Below are 16,306 nucleotides of genomic sequence, written 5' to 3'. Positions count from 1 at the left end.
GCATCAGATGTTTCTGTAATAGAATACGAATCCTCTTCAACGCTCAAGAATCCAGATAGCCTGATCATTATATTTACCCAATGACAACATCACTACGAAAGTAGTAATTGGCTCATTCATTACAGCAGTGGCTCAACTGAAAATAGACGACGATATTCTTTGTATGCATAACGATCCGTCATTCCCGCAATGTAGTGGGATATCCAGCGTGGTTGGTTGGCAGTATCCGCTTGGCGATATGCGGGCGGCAATAATCGAGGATCATCGAGAAAAGCATTAAACAGGGACTGTATAATAAATTTAGCCTTGTAGGTCATACGCATAACCACGTAATGACGATACAAATTTTCGAATAAAAAACTCTTAAGCCTCGTAGCCTCTTCACGCATCTCTGGACTAAAAGTCACCAGCGGCTTCATCTGACGAACATCGTCAGATGAAGCCGGCGAGAAATCTGAAATCTGTCGGCGAGTCGTCACAGTCAAATCAACGATTAGTGCATTAATAATACGTCGTATCGTCTCATTAATAATCCGTCGCCCACCGATACCTGGCCATGTACTGCGTGCCTCCTGAAAAAAACGGTGCCAGATTGGCACCTTATCCAACTGTTCAAGCTTTAACAAACCAGAGCGCAACCCATCGTCAATATCATGATTATTGTAGGCAATTTCATCAGCGAAGTTAGCGATCTGAGCCTCGAAACTAGGTTGATGTCCTAGCAAAAATCTTAATCCAATATCACCTAGACGCATCGCATTCCTTGATGAGCAATGCTTCAGAATACCTTCGCGTGTCTCAAAGCAAAGATTCAGTCCATTGAAACCACCGTAATGCTCCTCGAGCTCCTCGACGACAATCAAACTTTGCAAATTATGCTCAAATCCACCGAAGTCCCGCATACATTCGTTAAGTGCATCCTGACCCGCGTGACCAAATGGCGTATGCCCCAAATCATGGGCAAGTGATACAGCCTCGACAAGATCTTCATTTACATGCAAATTACGCGCAATGGCCCGCCCAATCTGGGCAACTTCCAAACTATGCGTGAGCCGAGTACGAAACAAATCACCCTCGTGATTGACAAAAACTTGTGTCTTATACTCAAGTCGACGGAATGCAGTGGAATGAATAATTCGGTCGCGATCACGTTGAAACTCGCTACGTGTACCGGAAGAAATTTCAGTATAACGCCTACCTCGGGTGTCAGCAGAACGCACCGCAAACGGAGCTAAGGAAGCTTCATAAGCAAGCATCATTTATCCTCTGCGAGTGAAAAAATTAGCCTTATGATCTCACAACGCAATCATGAAGCGTAGCGCGCAAATGAATATCAGGTACAGTTGTCATGAAGGCTTCACCCAGTTTTTTTAGCAAAACGAAGCGAATTTCACCTGCATCGGCTTTTTTATCAACGCGCATCAAGTCAATATAGCGATCTTCACCCAACGCAGGACCAATCACCGGTAGCCGGGCTGCTGTCAAAAGTGCTCTCAGACGGGCAATCAAGGAAGGATCAATGAACCCCAAACGCATCGAAAGATCAGTCGCCATCACCATGCCACACCCCACAGCTTCGCCATGTAACCACTTACCATACCCAAGACCAGCTTCAATCGCATGACCAAATGTATGACCAAAATTGAGGTTTGCGCGTTCACCTTGCTCCTTCTCATCGCTAGCCACGACCCTAGCTTTTATTTCACAGGAAGATTGAACTGCGTAGGCTAATACTTCGAGATCACAAGTATTCAACTTTTCAATGTTCGCTTCAATCCAGTCAAAATAGATTGAATCAGCAATGGCACCATGTTTAATGATTTCCGCAATCCCAGCGGAGAGCTCTCGCTCAGGCAATGTTTTCAAGGTCTCCATATCTGCCAGCACCGCACTTGGCTGCCAGAAAGCCCCAATCATATTTTTACCAAGAGGATGATTAATCCCCGTTTTACCCCCGACAGATGAATCAACTTGAGCCAGGAGCGTAGTTGGTAACTGCACGAATGGCACGCCCCGCATGTAACATGCAGCAGCAAATCCTGTCATATCACCAATAACACCACCACCAAGCGCTAATAATGTCGTTTTTCGATCTGCCTGCGCACCAAGCAACGCGTCAAAAATCAAGTTCAATGCCTGCCAATTTTTATGCGCCTCACCATCGGGTAACGTCACCGTCGACACGTGTTTCCCAAGAGTTCTTAATGACTTAACAACCCGCTCAACGTATAAAGGTTCAACAGTAACATTCGTCACAATAATGGCTTTCTGCCCAAGAATATATGGAGCAAAAAGCGCCGGCTGCGAGAGCAAGCCCGTGCCGATATGAATTGGATAACTACGTGTTCCCAAGTCGACTGTTAAGTTAATCATCAGCAATAACGTTCAAATATCGTTTAGGGGACCCTCTCAACTCGACAAGGGTGAAATAACCTCTTCGCACTGGGCCATTGGTACGATACCAACGGTTTCAAGTTGCATCAAGATCATGATAACGAGCGTATTTACGCTAGGATGGCCTGTCTCAATTACAAAGGTCGCACACTCCAGGTACAAAGGATCACGCTCCTGGAATAATTGCTCCAAACGTGCATGTGGATCGGCCGTTTGCAGTAATGGCCGGTTCTTGTCGTGACGAGTACGAAGCCAAAGATCATGTGGGCTCGCTCGCAAGTATACGACTGTACCACGTTGTTTCAGATTTTCACGATTATCGGACCGAAGTACAGCTCCACCTCCCGTCGCAAGCACAATTCCTTGACGCTGAGTGAGTTCATTGATCACCTGCGCTTCGCGCAGGCGAAATCCGTCCTCACCTTCATGTTCAAAGAGAACAGGAATTCGCATGCCTGTGCGTTCCTGTATTTCATGGTCAGAATCGAAAAAAGACCAACCGAGGCGACGTGCCACAACGCGCCCAATCGTCGTCTTACCAGCACCCATCAGACCAACAAAAAATATATTACCCCGCATAAATAACTGTCATTCAATATTATTTCATCATGATACCGGGATATCTCTTCAGGCGTACACTTCTCATGAAGTGATCGAGAGCAAAAAACATTAGGTCCCCATAAACGGAATCTGTAGTCTCTTCAGACGAAAGAATAATTGTCTCCCGAAGACGAATCATGCTGCATGCTATCAACAGCGAATGAGGTATCCATGTTATCGTCTATTTTATCCAATAAATCAACGCATCCGTTCCAAGATAGAAATTATGGAACATAATTTTTTCTATATTCCACCTCCATTGGCAGATTAAACGACAAGCGCTCCCAAAAACCAGAAGCATAATCGATCCAACATTGTTTTCGGATGCACCCATGACTCACAACCCAGAAAATAATATCCCGCGTGATAAACTCCATCCTTCTTCAAAACTCTATCCATTCTGGTCGAGGATCGCCCTGTTTAGCTTCAGAGTAATCACCCCCATACTAGCATGCGGGATATTGTTTGTCGGCTACATACTTATCGTGATGACGCCGCAATTACCATCACTCGATACCATCGTCGATTATCAGCCCAAAATACCACTGCGCATCTATACAGCAGATGATGTACAAATCGGCGAATTCGGTGAAGAACATCGGAATCTGGTACGCATCCAAGACATACCAGAAGTGATGAAGAAAGCGGTACTTGCCATTGAGGATGATCGTTTTTATCAGCATGGCGGTGTCGATTTTTTTGGTATCTTCCGCGCGAGTTTAATGAATCTAATGAAAGGTGGGGCCTCACAAGGGGCTTCCACGATTACTATGCAAGTAGCACGCAATTTTTTCCTATCAAGCGAAAAAACCTATCTCAGAAAAATTTATGAAGTATTACTTGCATACAAGATTGAGTCGCGTCTTACGAAGGATGAGATTCTTGAGCTTTACATGAATCAGATCTATCTCGGAGAGCGAGCTTACGGTTTCTCGAGTGCAGCACGCATATATTTTGGGAAAAATTTGAAGGACATCACGCTAGCTGAAGCCGCAATGTTGGCCGGACTACCGAAAGCCCCATCAGCCTACAATCCGATTGTAAATTACAATCGTGCGCGAGTGCGACAAACATATATCCTAAAACGTATGTTAAACCTCGGCTACATCACGAAAGATCAATATAAGAATGCGAATGCGCAAAAGTTGCTTATACACGGCATTAAAAATCAATTAAATGTATATGCTGGATACGTTTCGGAAATGGTTCGAAAATTACTCTATGCACAGTTTAAAGATGAAATCTACACACGTGGCTTTAATGTTTATACCACGATCAATTCCGCAGACCAAGAAGCTGCTTATGAAGCAATACGCAAAGGCGTCATGAGTTATGAACTACGACACAGTTATCGTGGTCCAGAAGTCAGTATCAATCTACCCGCGAACGCCAACGAACGAGAACAATTAATTGAAGATACGCTAATCGAGCACCCAAACAGTGGCGACCTAATTTCAGCCATGGTACTTTCGGCATCACCACAGCAAGTTAAAGTCATCTTACTGAATGGAGATCATATCACCTTGACAGGCAACAGCTTGCGATTCGCAGCAGCAGGGTTATCCCCCAAAGCACAAACGAAGATAAAAATTCGCGCAGGATCTGTTATTCGCATAATTCAAGATAGTAAGGACTCTTGGCGCATCGTACAGATGCCAGAAATTGAGGCAGCATTTATTTCTCTCGATCCAAAAAACGGAGCTATTCGTTCCCTCATTGGTGGTTTTGATTTCAATCGCAACAAATTCAATCACGTGACACAGGCATGGCGTCAACCCGGATCTAGCTTTAAACCATTTATTTATTCAAGCGCATTAGAAAAAGGCTTTTCACCTACCACGATCGTCAATGACTCCCCTTTTGTGCTATCAGCGGCCGAAGCAGGTGGCCATCACTGGGAGCCGAAAAACTATGATGGTCGATTTGAAGGGCCTATGTCGATGCGCGTTGCACTCATGCGATCACGCAATCTCGTTTCGATCCGAATTCTGGACAATATCACCACATTGTATGCACAACAGTATATAGGCCGTTTTGGTTTCGAAGCCGAAAAACACCCTGCCTATTTACCAATGGCACTAGGCGCAGGCGCTGTCACTCCATTACAGATGGCCAGTGCATATGCCGTGTTTGCTAATGAAGGTTTTCGCGTCGAACCATTTATTATTGCCCGAATTACTGACGTTAATGGTCATACAATAATGGAAGAGAAACCGATTACAGCAGGTGATGAATCCATCCGTGCTATCTCCGCACGGAATGCATTTATTATGAATTCCATGTTGCACGATGTCGCTACACGAGGCACAGCAACCAAAACGAATGCGCTAAAACGAAGCGATCTTGCGGGGAAAACAGGAACAACGAACGACTCACATGATGCTTGGTTTGCTGGCTATCAAGCTCAACTTGTAGGGGTTGCATGGATCGGCTTCGATAAACCGCGTAATCTCGGTGATCGAGAAACTGGAGGGGGACTCGCCCTACCAATCTGGATCGACTATATGCAGAAAGCACTGCGTGGTGTGCCGGAAAAAACGCCCATAATGCCCAATGGCTTAATACAAACCAATGGTGACTATTTCTACGATGATTGTCCTCCAGGGAAGGCTATCGACTCTATAGGACTAGCAGAAGAAATTTCCTCCTCAAATGGAGCATCACCTCCAGAATCAATCGCCACGCAAGAACGTCAACGGATTCTGGACTGGTTCCAAAAAACATTAAATGGGGGAAACCCATAATGACTGCTGCATGCCCCTCGTATTCGAACGCACTCACCCCATGCAAAATCGGGTCCTGTCAGAAAGAATTAAGCATCACTGCCCGGTCTGCATGTTCCGTAGCAAAACCTGATAACGCCTGGAAGAATTCACTGCCATCTCGCGTGTCATACCATCGATCATCACAAAAACGATAATGGAACGCGCCTGAACAGGACGCCACCCAAATTTCACGCATTACCGTTTGTAAATTGATGATGATTTTGCTACCTCCATCAAAAGTCAGCGTCAGAACATTGCCGGTTCGCTCACAGTCCACATCAGCCCCACTTGTCTCCAAACCGACCTCCACCTTTGCCAACACCGCTTCACCCATAGATAAAAATTCACTTTCTGTCATGATAAACTCCATCCTTTCGATCAATGCACTTATGTCCTACGAGATACCTTCCCTTCATGACAGCATCATTCACTCGAATACGCGCAATTGTAGCGTCGATTAAAATCCTAGGTACTCTCAGTATATTAACTGCTGGTTGTGGTCAAACTGGTCCGCTCTATTTACCAACTACTCCTCTTCATAGCATTGTTGCTCCGCCAGTGGGCCCGATACCCACACCGACAATTGGGAAAGAAGATCATTCTTGAGAGGTACTTGTCGTTGATTCCTCGGCACACTTCATAGCAGATTAAGGTGATTTTTATTTTTTCCATATTTACCTGCTTTCACTAAATATTTTTATGACCAACGCCTTTTTTACCTATCGTGATGACGTACTCCATGCCGAAGCGTTTTCGCTATCTGAACTTGCAGAACGTTTCGGCACCCCCTTGTATATCTACTCGAAAGCTGCACTAACGCAAGCATATGACGCGTATTCAAATGCCTGTAAAGGGAAAAATGCCACCATTCATTATGCGGTAAAAGCAAACTCAAATCTTGCCGTACTTAGCTTATTCGCGGAGCTTGGCGCAGGGTTTGATATAGTCTCGGCCGGTGAGTTATCCCGTGTCATTGCCGCGGGGGGAAATCCTAACCGCGTTGTTTTCTCTGGTGTGGGTAAACATGACGATGAAATGCGATACGCACTCGAAAAAGACGTCTTTTGCTTCAACGTTGAATCACGCTCTGAATTGACTCGTTTAAATGCCGTAGCACGCGAAGTAGGCAAACGCGCACGGTTATCCATTCGGGTCAACCCAAACGTTGACGCCAAAACACATCCATATATTTCCACCGGCCTTCGAGGTAATAAGTTTGGCGTGGCCTACGAAGAAGCACTCAGCACTTATCGCGAAGCCTTGCAACTATCGCATCTGCAAATCGTCGGCATTGATTGCCACATTGGTTCACAGATTACCGAAGTGTCACCATATCTCAATGCCATCGACAAAGTGATGGATCTCGTTCATCAACTGGAGGCAGAGAATATTTCACTCCATCACATCGATGTTGGTGGCGGCCTAGGCATAACCTATTCTGATGATGAGACTCCTCCAGATGGCAGCACATTCGCATCTCAGCTCCTAAGCCACTTAGCAGAACGTGGCCTCGGCCATCGTCAAGTATTGTTTGAACCAGGACGTTCATTGGTAGGTAATGCAGGCATACTACTCACAAAAGTGTCCTTTCTGAAACCAACTGAAACAAAAAATTTCGCTATCGTCGATGCAGCAATGAATGATCTCACGCGCCCTGCAATGTATGGGGCATACCACAATATCGTACCCGTAATTCGGCGAGAAAATGACAACGAAACACTTTACGACGTTGTTGGGCCCGTTTGCGAAAGCGGAGACTGGCTAGGCCGTGATCGATTGCTCAACATAGAAACCAACGACTTACTCGCAATCCATTCGGTAGGAGCTTATGGTTTCAGCATGAGCTCAAATTACAATACTCGTCCACGTGCCGCTGAAATTATAGTCGATGGCAGTGAAGCCCATCTTGTTCGAGAACGTGAAACAATCGAGTCACTGTTCGCTAACGAGCATTTACTACCAAAGTGAATTCCTTCAGCACAATGAATTTGAGGCAATAATGCCGCTATCGCTACATGCCGTAATACTGTTATGGTTTTATTATGTGAAGCTCCACACAATAAAACCATAATAAAGAAATCAGAGATAATGCAACTTTGCGCTTACTCTAGTCCCAAATATTACAGCTCAAAGTTGCCCATAGCTATGCAACCCCGACAAGAACATATTGACACCAAGGAATGAAAACGTCGTTACAAGCAAAGCCATCAACGCCCACCAAGCCAGAACCACGCCACGCAGCCCTTTAATAAGACGCATATGTAGCCAAGCCGCATAATTCAGCCAGACAATCAATGCCCACGTTTCCTTTGGATCCCAACTCCAGTATCCCCCCCAAGCATCAGCAGCCCATAAGGCACCTAGAATCGTCGCAATTGTGAAGAAAGAAAAACCTACAGTAATCGCCTTGTAGATCACATCATCGAGCGACACAAGTGATGGCAGTCGTGATGAAAAAAATCCACAATCAAGTGACGCTCCTGATATCAGAAGTTTTTTTTGTTCACGAGCTTTTATTAGATAAGCAACCGCTGCCATACCTGCAAAAGAGAATGCACCATATCCAATAAAATTGGCTGGAACATGAATTTTCATCCACCAGCTCTGCAATGCTGGCAACAGTGGTTGAATTTCATATGCACCCCGCCCTACGCTATACCAGACAAGAAAACTGACTGATACACTAATGAGAAACAATACAAAAGGCCCAACCTGACGTATCTTATAACGTCGCTCATAGTATAAATAAAATAATGCTGTCACTAAACAAAAAAGCACGAAAACCTCATAAAGATTTGAAATAGGGATATGCCCAACATCCACACCCACAAGGTATGACTCATACCAGCGTACCATCATACCTACAAATCCAAATAGAACAGCTGCCCAACATAGCATCACGCCAATATCCTCTCCCACAGAAGAAGATCTCAATAAACCTCCCCAGAAAAATAGTGTCGATAAAAAAAAGAGAGTGCTCATCCAAAGAATAGCCGACTGGCTGGACAATAAATACTTGAGCAAAAATATCTGATCAGCTCGTCCCAAATCGGCCTGATATAAACCGATACTTAACAAGGAGAGTGCAGCCACAGCGGCCACCAAGAAACGAGATGCGGGCCAGTGCCACCCCAACAATATGCACCCATACACTTTAAAGATCAGAATAATCTGCTCATAGCCATTCATGAAATGTTTATAGTAGTTCAGTGAAAATCCACCACCTACAATCAGTGCCACTGCAAACATCCAATCACCCAAGGTGTGACGTTGGAGACAAGACGTATTGTGATAACTTTCAGAAAACCGCATATCTCTCACCTTTATTTTGTCTCGACCAACACTGCTATTTCCTCTTTCATACGCTCGAACTCTCGATTGAAATCAAGCGCGTGACGCGTCGTTGATGAGGCCATAAGCACAGAACTACCACCATGCTTTCTCACTTTCACCAATAACCACAAACGCCGTTCACGAATATAGAACATCGAGAAAATACCAAGCACTAACAAAAAACCACCAAAATAGACTATTTTCTTACCAGGCGAGCGGGTCAATTGAAAAACACTGGCTTGAATTTGATCAAATGAATTCAGTTGCAAAAATACAGGAGCCGCATACAAAAAATGATCTGACAACGCATTGATTGCTACATGAATAAATCGACTATTGTCAGGACTCAACTGAGCTAGGGGCAACCCCTCACCCTCACGTGCCACCTGCCACAAATGCCATACTGTGCTATACAAAATACGGTGGAATATATGCGCTGCACTCGCTTGCTGTGTAATTGGTACATATGTAGTAATAAAATCCGTAATTGCCTGTAGCCCTCCTGCCGGTTGACGACCTTCTACTGCTGCCACCGCACCAGCGAATAGATCAAGTTCACGCTTAGCGCTCTGCAAAAGTTCAGCATGAAAATTCTGTTCCGACCCGGCGGCAGGTAAAGACTCAAGAACAAAGCGACGTACCGCTTCAGTACGTGCTTTTTCGTCAGAAAGCGCTGCACGCAGCAACATCCATTGTTTTACGGACATCTCCGCATCCGCGGGAATCCGAAGATATTGAAACCTAGCATCTGGCACATCGCGCACTCCACTCATGAAAACGTACTGACCATCTTCAAGAAGAATCGGAGACATGTAATTGTGGTACTCCCTTTCCTGTCCGGTACGATCGCGAATTTTGTACTGCACAGATGGTCCCACATTGCGAAAATCTTTGTACAGAAAACTAGGCGCACCTGACCCAAAATATTGGCTTAAATCAGCACGCAAAGAGTGTTTTTTAACACTTGGAGCAGCCCTTCCCTCGCTAGCATTAGGGACACTTTCAACATTGAACGACCGAAAATCGCTCAACTCGATCGAGTAATCAAGCGCATTCCTTTTTGCACTCAACATATTAGTTAATTTTATTGTGTCACCAACTTCACCCAAGACATCAAACGATGTATGCTTTGGGCCAGTCATCGGATATCCAATCAGTCTCAATTTGCTACCACCATCTTCGAAGCTAGACTGATAGATTGTCACCCCTTTGTAGTGGAATGGCTCATTAACCTTGATCGTCGCATGCAGCGACTTTCCATCGAGAGAATTGGCCAACACAATGTCACTGCTAAACAGCTTCGGTACGCCTGTTGAATAATAATCAACATGAAATTTCTTAAGCTCTATAGAAAACGGTAACTCCTGAATCAGCGCGCCGTCATGAAAATTAAGAATAGCTGTGGATGAATGACCACCTTCCGGGATGAATGCATGGCCACGAAATGTCGGATTTTCAGATGAAAGTCGATGATTTTTCGAAATTTCCGGAATCACCTGATTGTCTTGTATCAAGGTTTTATCAAATAGAAAAATCTGCGCCCGAATCAATAAGTCACTGTCAAGTACACCTCCAAAAAAAATAATGACGATCGCGATATGAATGAAGAGGTAACCGATTTTGTTAACAGTCCCAATCTTGGCCGCTAAAAATGTTGCACCATCACGCTCACGCACCAGAGAGCGGTAACCACGACGTTCAATATATTTTCTGACACGTGTCAGTATCTCCGAACGCGGGACAAAACTAATAAACTCTGCCTGAAAATCAAATGATCTGAGACTACCTTCACATATATCATCACGCCAGTTGCGAATGTCAGCAATGATCTTCGGCGCATTACGAAAAACACAAAGTACCGTCGATATCATCAAAAAACCAAGGATCGCAAGAAACCATCCTGAGCTGTATACAGAAAAAAGACCCAATACTCGAAAATTTTCAGCCCAAAACGGTCCAAATTTATTAACGTAATTTGTATAAGGCTCGTTCTGCTTAATGATAGTACCGATACTGCTAACAATAGCCAGTACCATTAGTAAACTGATAGCAAAACGCATCGAACTGATGATTTCAATACTGTACCGACACCATCGACACTCTCTCTGAGGAGATATTCCTGAAGTTCTGGCGCTCATAACTCTTCTTTTTCTAAATCTAAAAATAAAAAGAGCGGCGAGTTCAAATTTGAGCACACTAGCTTATGCGAAATCATTTCCGCATAAGTGAATCGCTGCGGATTAACCATGTTTTTTAGCATGCAATCGCTAGCGTAAATCAGCAATGTAATCTGCTAAAGCCATAATCTCGTCATCAGAAAGGCGTGACGCAATAACCTGCATAGCAACATTATTAACTCGAGTTTCATCACGAAAAGCAATCAATTGTGCCTGAGTATAAGCAGAATTCTGACCCCTCAAACGGGGATATTGCGAAGGCATACCACCCCCATCTGGTCCGTGACAAGCGACACACGCGGGCACACCTTTTTGACTAATTCCACCTCGGAAAATTTTTTCACCAAGAATGCTACTGTTAGGGTTATCATGATGCGCCAAGCCTCTCTGTTCCTTCTGAGACGCGTAATAATCAACAACATCGCGCATGTCCTGATCGCTTAAAATAGCCACCATAGCTTCCATGATTTTGTTATTACGCTGTGGTTCCTGAGCACCAGGCTGTAGCTGGAAGTCTTTCAATTGCTGATATAAGTAGTCCGCGTGTTGTCCAGCAAGGCTGGGATAAACTTCAGAAAGACTTTTCGCATCGATCGCATGACAAGATACACAAACCTGGGCAGCAACCGCCTGCCCTCTTTTGAGATCCGACTTAATCGATAGCATATCCGTTGCTTTTGCGAAAAAACTTGCAGCAAAAATTGATAACGCTATTGATGTTGCTGCGAAAATTTTAGAAATTCGGTCCATTCGCACAACTTATCTTGTTTTTTCAGAAAATTAGCAGGACTTTCGACCATACTCATACAAAGCACCTACCATCATTTGCTAGTATTCTAGTCACGAGGAATGAGACATTTTTTTATAGGCATAGGAAAGCCGTATATAACTTTTATATTGTACAATAAACTTATAGGTTCGATTACCGTTCCTCCATTGTAGAGGAGGTAGTATCGACCTCCTGTGTCTAGCTCGTGCTTATTGCGTGTTACCTTAATGTCTGTACTACACCAAGCTAGTTTTTTTACGACTATCAATTACCTGAATGATCTACCACAGACCTCAGTACCTGAGATCGCGTTCGCTGGTCGATCCAATGCCGGAAAATCCACTGCATTAAATATACTATGCAACCAAAAACGTCTTGCTTTCTCAAGTAAGACGCCGGGACGGACTCAGTACATCAACTACTTTGCGGTAGGGACCAATAAACCCCAGCGTCTTTACGGTTATCTGGTCGACTTACCTGGCTACGGTTATTCAAAGGTTAGTAATAGTGTAAAGACCAAGTGGCAGAAACTTCTGGCTGACTATCTAGTGCATCGACCACAGTTACGTGGCCTTGTCTTAATGATGGATTCTCGACACCCATTTACTGAACTCGATGCCCAGCTAATTAATTGGTTCTTGCCAACAGGTCTCCCTATTCACGTCTTATTAACGAAATCCGATAAACTAACGCGTCAAGAGTCAACCAATATTTTACGTGTAGTAGAAGAGATGCTGAGAAATTATCTACGCAGGGAAGAAATTTCTTCAGAAGACATTTCCCTTACTGCACAGCCACAATTCACCGTACAATTATTTTCGTCGCTCAAGCGCATCGGGGTTCATACCGCACAACTACAACTCGAAGCATGGCTGAACATCTCCAGGAATTCTATATCAAAGAAATAAGCCACCCCCTTTTCAACAGAGGAATCATTGATATAGATCTAGGCATCGCCAATCGTATCTGGCATTTTAAAAGGAAACACCACTGTACACTGCGAAACTCTATCTATAAAAACTATCGTATGAGTACAGCAATTTCAAATAAAATCGATCCTAAGATAAAAAATCTCAGGCAGGAGGAAGAAGCGAAAAGTGCAGAAGAATAGTTGCCTATACTACTTTCCGAAAATTCAAGATGAAAATGTTTCGACATCTCAAAAATCTCCAAGTATTACGTCGGCGCCGAAATTTTTATTACCCTTACCAAGGGTAACATTCTACTATAGGGAAACCACTCCATGAGCTCCTTTCCTCTCCGTCGGCTACGTCGCATGCGAAGAGATAGTTTCTCTCGTCGCCTCATGCGCGAAAATCGACTCACAACCGATGATCTGATCTATCCTGTATTTATTATCGAAGGCGAAAATCGCAGGGAAGCCGTCGCTTCAATGCCTGGAGTTGAACGTCAATCCATCGATGAACTGCTACGTACTGCGGATTTATGTGTAACACTTGGCGTACCAGTTATTGCACTTTTTCCAAGCATCGAGGGTTCCCTCAAAACACAAGATGGCATCGCTGCAGTCGATCCAAACGGTCTAGTCCCGCGCGCGGTACGGGCACTCAAGCGCACGTTCCCAGCCCTAGGTGTGCTGACAGACGTTGCGCTCGACCCCTACACAAGCCATGGCCAAGATGGTGTGTTAGATGACAATGGTTATGTCATCAACGATACAACCACAGAAATACTCGTTCAACAAGCATTAGTTCAAGCCGAGGCAGGCGTCGATATCGTCGCTCCATCCGACATGATGGATGGCCGCATTGGCGCTGTACGTGTAGCACTCGAAGAAAACGATTTCATCCATACGCGTATCATGGCATATGCAGCCAAATTCGCATCAGCATTCTATGGACCTTTCCGAGATGCTGTCGGCTCAGCTATAAATCTTGGCCGCAACAACAAGATGACATACCAGATGGACCCCGCAAATTCAAATGAAGCACTGCGCGAAGTTGCACTTGACATCGAAGAAGGCGCGGATATGGTAATGGTCAAGCCAGGTATGCCATATCTCGACATCGTACGTCGGGTCAAAGATGAATTTAAATATCCAACCTATGTCTACCAAGTTAGCGGCGAATATAGTATGCTGAAAGCTGCGGCACAAAACGGTTGGGTCCATCATGATAAAATAATGATGGAATCTTTATTAGCTTTCAAACGTGCCGGCGCCGATGGCATTCTTACGTACTTTGCACTCGATGCTGCACGCCTTTTGAACACGAAGAGCTAAGACCTGCTAATATCGAAACATGTTTTTCTAATCACATCCAGGCTATTCAAAAATTGATCTGCTGACTGAAAACCAACCACCCGTGATCCCGGGACTTCCTGTCCCGATGCATCAAAAAAAATAATGCCTGGCGTTCCGAACAAACCGAACTGTTTAAGCAGTTCCTGGTCAGCCGGAGTATTTGATGTCACATCCACACTCAACAAGACCATTTCCTGAAGACCGGCATTCACACGAGGATCAGAAAAAGTAAAACGTTCTATTTGATTACAGCTAATGCACCGGTCCGTATGAAAAAATAACATTACTGGCTTCCCCGCTATTACCAGTTGCCGTCGTAGATCCTCCAAATTACGTACAGGGATGTACGTCAAGGCATCCCGTGTATTCACCACAGATATAACATCCTTCCAATTCATCCATCCAGAAAGAGGTTTCAACGGGTCACGAGCACCTGTGAATGCACCAAGCAATGCTACAATCCCCATCAATGCAAACACTACACCTATGCCTTTTAGCAATCTTCGAAAGCCATTAACACTATCCGGCAAGCTATCAAAGACCCTCAAAAAACTTGCACTTACCAACAAAAGTACACTCCATGCGAACAAGAAAACCTGTGTCGACAAAAGTGGATATACGATCCAAAGCGCCACACCTAACAGCATTCCACCAAAAAATTTCTTAACACAATCCATCCAAGGACCTGCCTTTGGCAGTAAAGCCCCATGACCTGCCGCTACAATCAAAAGCGGTACGCCCATACCTAGTGATAGAAAAAATAGAATTGCACCACCAAATATAACATCCCCTCCCTTAGCGATAAAAGCAAGCGTAGCTGCCAACGGTGGCGTAACGCAAGGGCTAACGATTAAACCGGACAACATTCCCATCACTGCAGCACTCAAGAATTGACCTGAAATTTCCCGATGCGCTAAAGCATTAATCCGTTCACACAATTGTGAGGGCAATTGTAATTTGTAAAAATCAAACATGGAAAGTGACAATAAGACCATAATAAATCCAAATAACATCAGCATCCATGGTGCCTGTAAAATCGGAGTCAGTCCCTGTCCAAGCAAACCCGCTATCATACCGATAGCTGTATTCACAAGTGCCATTCCACATACATAGGCAAACGCCAAACTGATAGCACTACCACGGCTTGTGGCATATCGAAGAACAATAGATGACAAAATCGGCAACATCGGTAATATGCAAGGCGTAAACGCCAATAAAACACCAAGAACAAAGAAAACCACGAGTGCAAAGGCTAAGTGACTATCCATAAGAATGTCCTCCAGCCATCTAAAGTCACCGCGTGAAACGAACGAAGAGTCACTACCCTTCTCTAAAAGAGAAATTTCCCTGGAATCGAGAGGCACATCATGACGAATGGAGGATCCATCTTTCATTATCGTTGGAACCTTACTCCTTAGTGCTAGCCCCGAAATCTTCAATGACTTCTCGAGTACTGGATAACAAATTTTCTGATCGACACAACAACCCCGCATGGTCACATTAAGACTAAAAGGTTTAAATACACCTTTTACTGGTATTCGAATTTCGATGGAACCTTGATACACCTCCATCTCTTTATCTAGGATCTCATCATATTTCACTTCACCTTTTGGAAAATGCGCCGTCCCCAATCGTATCCGATCATCAGAAACGGTAAATTTCATCCCTTCACGATAAAGGTAATGGCCTTTTGCTACCTCACAATGTAGAACGATTATCCCAGGCACTTCACTAGCCGAAATTTGGAAGGCCTCCTTCATCGCAAGAAAAGAATTTTCTGCACGTGCATAAGAAATAGCAGCAAGCAATAACATTATCCATGTCAGAGATAAGATCCGAAAGCGGCATATACAACCAGCAAGGTGTATTATCCTTAGATAAATTATTCTTCTGTGGACCTTATCCAACATATAAAACTCCCCTATGCTCGTTTTACCACCTTGAATCCTATGCTTTTACGAAGCAAGAAGTAATATTACATACTTTTTACTGATAAATTTGCTTA

General features: G+C 44.3%; 13 protein-coding genes. 5 read left to right on the top strand and 8 right to left on the bottom strand.

Going from position 1 to position 16,306, the window contains the following annotated elements; translation table 11 throughout:
- Positions 1-119: 119 nt before the first annotated feature.
- From BZL35_RS04660 to BZL35_RS04650, 3 genes are read right to left on the bottom strand one after another with little or no spacing between them, the layout of a single operon-like run.
- On the bottom strand, positions 120-1,256 hold the full coding sequence (locus BZL35_RS04660; protein WP_106183143.1) for a deoxyguanosinetriphosphate triphosphohydrolase: 1,137 nt from the start codon (positions 1,254-1,256) through the stop codon (positions 120-122).
- 31 nt (positions 1,257-1,287) lie between these two features.
- Entirely contained in the window at positions 1,288-2,373 is a 1,086-nt protein-coding gene (gene aroB, locus BZL35_RS04655; protein WP_106183093.1) for a 3-dehydroquinate synthase, read from the bottom strand.
- A 36-nt stretch (positions 2,374-2,409) separates the two neighbouring features.
- Complete coding sequence (locus BZL35_RS04650) at positions 2,410-2,973, bottom strand: shikimate kinase (RefSeq protein ID WP_106183092.1); 564 nt, start codon at positions 2,971-2,973, stop codon at positions 2,410-2,412.
- Positions 2,974-3,326: 353 nt separating this feature from the next.
- Here BZL35_RS04650 and BZL35_RS04645 point away from each other — a divergent pair, with 353 nt between their 5' ends.
- On the top strand, positions 3,327-5,738 hold the full coding sequence (locus BZL35_RS04645; protein WP_106183091.1) for a penicillin-binding protein 1A: 2,412 nt from the start codon (positions 3,327-3,329) through the stop codon (positions 5,736-5,738).
- Between the two features lie 58 nt (positions 5,739-5,796).
- Here BZL35_RS04645 and cyaY read toward each other — a convergent pair whose 3' ends face one another.
- Positions 5,797-6,117 (bottom strand): iron donor protein CyaY, encoded by a 321-nt coding sequence (cyaY, locus tag BZL35_RS04640; protein ID WP_106183090.1) that lies wholly within the window; start codon positions 6,115-6,117, stop codon positions 5,797-5,799.
- Between the two features lie 23 nt (positions 6,118-6,140).
- On the opposite strand from cyaY, the gene lptM reads away from it, so the two are divergent.
- Together lptM and lysA are read left to right on the top strand one after the other, a co-directional pair.
- The gene (gene lptM, locus BZL35_RS05080; protein ID WP_338032352.1) at positions 6,141-6,365 is read left to right on the top strand and encodes an LPS translocon maturation chaperone LptM; all 225 of its coding nucleotides are present in this window, start codon (positions 6,141-6,143) and stop codon (positions 6,363-6,365) included.
- A 93-nt stretch (positions 6,366-6,458) separates the two neighbouring features.
- On the top strand, positions 6,459-7,727 hold the full coding sequence (gene lysA, locus BZL35_RS04630) for a diaminopimelate decarboxylase (RefSeq protein ID WP_106183088.1): 1,269 nt from the start codon (positions 6,459-6,461) through the stop codon (positions 7,725-7,727).
- A 159-nt stretch (positions 7,728-7,886) separates the two neighbouring features.
- Here lysA and ccsB read toward each other — a convergent pair whose 3' ends face one another.
- The 3 genes from ccsB to BZL35_RS04615 form a co-directional block, all read right to left on the bottom strand.
- Positions 7,887-9,071 carry a c-type cytochrome biogenesis protein CcsB gene (ccsB, locus tag BZL35_RS04625; RefSeq protein WP_106183142.1) on the bottom strand — a complete coding sequence of 395 codons (1,185 nt, stop codon included), beginning with the start codon at positions 9,069-9,071 and terminating at the stop codon, positions 7,887-7,889.
- An 11-nt stretch (positions 9,072-9,082) separates the two neighbouring features.
- On the bottom strand, positions 9,083-11,152 hold the full coding sequence (locus BZL35_RS04620) for a cytochrome c biogenesis protein ResB (RefSeq protein WP_245916358.1): 2,070 nt from the start codon (positions 11,150-11,152) through the stop codon (positions 9,083-9,085).
- 207 nt (positions 11,153-11,359) lie between these two features.
- On the bottom strand, positions 11,360-12,019 hold the full coding sequence (locus BZL35_RS04615) for a c-type cytochrome (RefSeq protein ID WP_181276558.1): 660 nt from the start codon (positions 12,017-12,019) through the stop codon (positions 11,360-11,362).
- A 246-nt stretch (positions 12,020-12,265) separates the two neighbouring features.
- Here BZL35_RS04615 and yihA point away from each other — a divergent pair, with 246 nt between their 5' ends.
- A complete protein-coding gene (gene yihA, locus BZL35_RS04610) occupies positions 12,266-12,946 on the top strand; it encodes a ribosome biogenesis GTP-binding protein YihA/YsxC (protein ID WP_106183086.1) in 681 nt (226 codons plus the stop codon).
- Between the two features lie 335 nt (positions 12,947-13,281).
- The gene (hemB, locus tag BZL35_RS04600; protein WP_106183084.1) at positions 13,282-14,280 is read left to right on the top strand and encodes a porphobilinogen synthase; all 999 of its coding nucleotides are present in this window, start codon (positions 13,282-13,284) and stop codon (positions 14,278-14,280) included.
- Here the strand turns inward: hemB and dsbD are convergent.
- Complete coding sequence (gene dsbD, locus BZL35_RS04595) at positions 14,277-16,211, bottom strand: protein-disulfide reductase DsbD (RefSeq protein ID WP_106183083.1); 1,935 nt, start codon at positions 16,209-16,211, stop codon at positions 14,277-14,279. The genes hemB and dsbD overlap by 4 nt on opposite strands.
- Positions 16,212-16,306 lie beyond the last annotated feature (95 nt).

The sequence above is a fragment of the Candidatus Pandoraea novymonadis genome (genome assembly GCF_003004665.1).
In the GTDB taxonomy this organism is placed as follows: Bacteria; Pseudomonadota; Gammaproteobacteria; order Burkholderiales; family Burkholderiaceae; genus Pandoraea; species Pandoraea novymonadis.
This window is presented reverse-complemented; position numbering and strand designations above follow the sequence as displayed.

Excerpts from the sequence above, each read along its gene's own strand:
- BZL35_RS04660 (WP_106183143.1), bottom strand. The coding sequence starts at position 1,256 with ATGCTTGCTTATGAAGCTTCCTTAGCTCCGTTTGCGGTGCGTTCTGCT.
- lysA (WP_106183088.1), top strand. The coding sequence starts at position 6,459 with ATGACCAACGCCTTTTTTACCTATCGTGATGACGTACTCCATGCCGAA.
- aroB (WP_106183093.1), bottom strand. The coding sequence starts at position 2,373 with ATGATTAACTTAACAGTCGACTTGGGAACACGTAGTTATCCAATTCAT.
- hemB (WP_106183084.1), top strand. The coding sequence starts at position 13,282 with ATGAGCTCCTTTCCTCTCCGTCGGCTACGTCGCATGCGAAGAGATAGT.
- ccsB (WP_106183142.1), bottom strand. The coding sequence starts at position 9,071 with ATGCGGTTTTCTGAAAGTTATCACAATACGTCTTGTCTCCAACGTCAC.
- cyaY (WP_106183090.1), bottom strand. The coding sequence starts at position 6,117 with ATGACAGAAAGTGAATTTTTATCTATGGGTGAAGCGGTGTTGGCAAAG.
- lptM (WP_338032352.1), top strand. The coding sequence starts at position 6,141 with ATGCACTTATGTCCTACGAGATACCTTCCCTTCATGACAGCATCATTC.
- BZL35_RS04645 (WP_106183091.1), top strand. The coding sequence starts at position 3,327 with ATGACTCACAACCCAGAAAATAATATCCCGCGTGATAAACTCCATCCT.
- BZL35_RS04650 (WP_106183092.1), bottom strand. The coding sequence starts at position 2,973 with ATGCGGGGTAATATATTTTTTGTTGGTCTGATGGGTGCTGGTAAGACG.
- yihA (WP_106183086.1), top strand. The coding sequence starts at position 12,266 with ATGTCTGTACTACACCAAGCTAGTTTTTTTACGACTATCAATTACCTG.
- BZL35_RS04615 (WP_181276558.1), bottom strand. The coding sequence starts at position 12,019 with ATGGACCGAATTTCTAAAATTTTCGCAGCAACATCAATAGCGTTATCA.
- dsbD (WP_106183083.1), bottom strand. The coding sequence starts at position 16,211 with ATGTTGGATAAGGTCCACAGAAGAATAATTTATCTAAGGATAATACAC.
- BZL35_RS04620 (WP_245916358.1), bottom strand. The coding sequence starts at position 11,152 with ATGCGTTTTGCTATCAGTTTACTAATGGTACTGGCTATTGTTAGCAGT.